Here is a 3367-nt window from a genome sequence, read left to right as displayed (position 1 = left end):
CCCCCGCCAAGCCCGCAGCCGCGCATACGCGTCCAGGCCGTCCGGCACCCACTCCCACTCCCCGAGGCGCCGTTCCACCTCCGCCTCCGTGAGGAACCCGTGCCAGGCCACCTCCTCCACCTGCGGAGCGACCGGTCCCTCGCAGCGCACCTCGTACACCGCCGACCACCAGGCCCGTCCGGCACCGCCGTCGTACAGGAACTTGAAGAGGAACTCCGGGCGCGGCAGCCCCGTCACCCCCAGTTCCTCCTGCGCCTCCCGCAGTGCCGCGTCGTCGTAGGACTCGCCCGCGCCCACCACCCCGCCGACGAACATGTCGTACAGGGAGGGAAACACCAGCTTCGTCGCCGTGCGGCGGTGGACGAAGACGCGTCCGGCTGGATCCCGGGCGAACACGAACACGCAGCGGTGACGCAGCCCCTGGGCGTACGCGTCGCCCCGCCGGGCCTGCCCGGTGACGCGGTCGTTCTCGTCGACGATGTCGAGGATCTCGTCAGCAGCGCTCATCCGCCCATCCAAACAGCGGCCGTGCCCTCGCCTGGGGAATGGGGAGGGAAGGGGGTGGTGGTATCAGGCAAGTTCCTTTGGTATCAAGTCAGTTGACGCGTGTAACGGGCTGCCGGGCCTTGACGGAAAGCGTTGGCTGCCGCTTTGCTGTGCGTGATCAGTTCATGGCAGACCGGCTACGACGACCTACCGCGTCGCGTGAGGAAGTTCCCGCGGTGTCCCCACCTCCGCCTCCCCTCGGCCGCGGCCGCAAACGCGCGGCCCAGGCCTTCGACGACGCCCTCGACGACGACGAACTGGCCTCCGCCCGGGCCGCGTTGGCCCAGGGCCGATGGCAGTCCGCCCGCTCCCTGCTGGTCCACACGGGGGACGACTGGGACCGCCGCGGGCACCGGGTGACCGTGCTCGCCAAGGAGTCCTACAGCGCCCCCTGGGCCCGCGAGTGGCTGCTGGCCGAACCCGATTCCGCCGACGCCTCGATACTGCTCGCCCTCGCGCTGGTCCACCGCGCCCTGCGCGGCAAGGAGAAGCCCGCCCGGGTCCGGGAGGTGTGCCGGGACGCCGCCGCGCTCGTCCCGAACGATCCGACGCCCTGGCTCGGGCTTCTCATGCTGGAGCGTTCGCTCGGCGAGGTGGACGAGGTCGTCCGGGTCTTCGAGGCGGTGCGGGCGCGATACGCCGATCACCATCACGCCCATCACCTGATGGTCGCCCGGCTCGCCGAACGCGACGGCGACGGCGGTGCCGACCCGCTGCACGAGGTCTACGACTTCGCCAACTGGGCCGCCGAACAGGCCCCCGCCGACTCCCCGCTGGCGATCCTCCCGGTCGTCGCGCACGCCGAGCGCTACCGCGTGCTCGCCGCCGCCGGCCACGAGTCCGCCGACCCGAGCGCCTGTGGCCACTGGGTCGGCCGCCGCGCCAGGCTGGTGATGAAGGCGGCCTTCGACTGGTGGCTGGAGTGGGAGCAGGACGGCCACCCGCGCCGGCTGATCGACCTGAACTTCCTCGCCCACGCCAAGTACTGCGAGGGTCGCGGCGCCGAGGCCGCCGCCCTCTTCCACCGCATCGGCGAACACGTCACGCCCGCCCCGTGGTCGTACCCGGACCGCGATCCCCACCCCGCCTTCCGAGCCGCCCGCGCGAGTGCGCTCGGCACGGCCTGACCCTCGAGGCACCCGACCCCACGAAAGAAGGACGTCCCGATGACCACGGGCAGTTCGAGCACGAGCAGATCCGCGAGCGGTGGCGCCATCAGCACCTTCAAGGGGCAGGAGCGGGCGCTGCGCGCCGACCGGCTCGGTACCGGGGGCCTGCTTCTCTCCGTGCTGGCCGCCACCGCCCCGCTGATGGTGGTCGCCGGGGTCATGCCCACCACGTTCGCGGTGATGGGCATCGTCGGGCAGCCGCTGCTCTTCGTGCTGCTGGGCGTGGTGCTGATCCTCTTCAGCATCGGGTACGCCGAGATGAGCCGGCACGTCCACAACGCGGGGGCCTTCTACGCGTACATCTCCCGCGGACTCGGCGGCACCGCCGGCGCGAGCGCCGCCATGGTCGCGCTGGTCGCCTACAACGCCCTCCAGGTCGGCATCTACGGCATCTTCGGCTTCGAGGTCTCCGGGCTCCTGGCCACCTACGCCGACCTGGAGGTCGCCTGGTGGATACCGGCGCTGCTGGCCGTGCTCGCGGTCGGCACGCTGGGCTGGCTGAAGATCGACGTCAACGCGCGCGTGCTGGGTGTTCTGCTGCTCATCGAGGTCGTGCTCGTGGTCGTGTTCGACATCGCCGCCGTCGCCGATCCGGGGGCGCAGGGGCTGTCGCTGCACGCCTTCAACCCCGACACCCTGACGGGAGCGGGCGTGGGGACCGCGCTGTGCTTCTGCATCGCCGCCTTCCTCGGCTTCGAGCAGGCGCCCGTGTACGCCGAGGAGACCAGCCGGCCGCACGTGCTCGTGCCGCGTGTCATGTTCCTCGCGGTGGGCGGGGTCGCGGTCTTCTTCGCGCTCAGCAGCTGGGCCCTGACCGTCGCCACCGGACCCGACAGGATCGTCGGCACCGCGCAGGAGCAGAGCGCCGGGCTCCTGTTCTCCCTCACCGAGGACCGGCTGGGCGGCACCTTCACCGACGTCCTGCACGTGCTCTTCGTGACCGGCATGTTCGCCGCCCTGCTCAGCTTCCACAACGTCGTCGCCCGGTACGCCTTCGCCATGGGGCGGGAGGGGCTGCTGCCCGCCGCCTTCGGGCGGACCAGCGGCTCCAGCGGCGCCCCGGGAACCGGCTCGCTGCTCCAGACCGCCGTGTCCGCGGTCGTGGTCATCGGCTTCGCGATCGCCGACGACAAGCCGAACGGCGACCCCACCCAGCCCGTGCTGCACCTGTTCACCTGGGGCGGCAACATCGGTGCCCTCGGCGTGATCGTGCTGATGGCCGCGGCCTCGTTCTCCGTCGTCGCCTTCTTCGTCCGCCGTGGCGCCGCCGGCACCCAGGGCGTGCGGCTGGCGACCTCCACCGTCGCGGGCGTGGCCCTTGTGGTGATCGCCGGTTACACGGTCAAGGACTTCGACGTCCTCGTCGGCGCGGGCCCCGACTCCTCCCTGAGCTGGATGCTGCCCGGCATCATCGGCCTCGCCGCGGTGGCCGGCCTCGTGCAGGGCCTGGTCCTGCGCTCCCGCGCACCCGAGCGGCATGCCCGCATCGGCCAGGGCAACGAGGCGTTCCAGCTGGACAAGGCGGCGTCCTCCTGACCCTCACGGGACGCCGACGGCGTGAGCGGGTCCGGGGCGGGCCGGCGGTTCCTCGACGCGCGGATCGCCGGCGCCGTGGATGACACAGCGGGGCCTCTCAGCCACCTCCTCGGGGG

At 72.1% G+C, this 3367-nt stretch carries 3 protein-coding genes; 2 read left to right on the top strand and 1 reads right to left on the bottom strand.

Features of this window, described 5'->3' with window-relative positions:
* Positions 1-507: NUDIX domain-containing protein (locus tag EBH09_RS06990; protein WP_193776147.1), on the bottom strand; the 507-nt coding region annotated here is incomplete at its 3' end.
* A gap of 215 nt (positions 508-722) precedes the next feature.
* On the opposite strand from EBH09_RS06990, the gene EBH09_RS06985 reads away from it, so the two are divergent.
* Entirely contained in the window at positions 723-1673 is a 951-nt protein-coding gene (locus EBH09_RS06985) for a hypothetical protein (RefSeq protein ID WP_121746058.1), read from the top strand.
* A 39-nt stretch (positions 1674-1712) separates the two neighbouring features.
* On the top strand, positions 1713-3251 hold the full coding sequence (locus EBH09_RS06980) for an APC family permease (RefSeq protein ID WP_121746057.1): 1539 nt from the start codon (positions 1713-1715) through the stop codon (positions 3249-3251).
* The last annotated feature ends 116 nt before the right edge of the window (positions 3252-3367 follow it).

Origin of the sequence: Streptomyces sp. E2N166 (assembly GCF_003671715.1) — a bacterium.
Classification (GTDB): Bacteria; Actinomycetota; Actinomycetes; order Streptomycetales; family Streptomycetaceae; genus Streptomyces; species Streptomyces thinghirensis.
This window is presented reverse-complemented; position numbering and strand designations above follow the sequence as displayed.

Excerpts from the sequence above, each read along its gene's own strand:
- EBH09_RS06980 (WP_121746057.1), top strand. The coding sequence starts at position 1,713 with ATGACCACGGGCAGTTCGAGCACGAGCAGATCCGCGAGCGGTGGCGCC.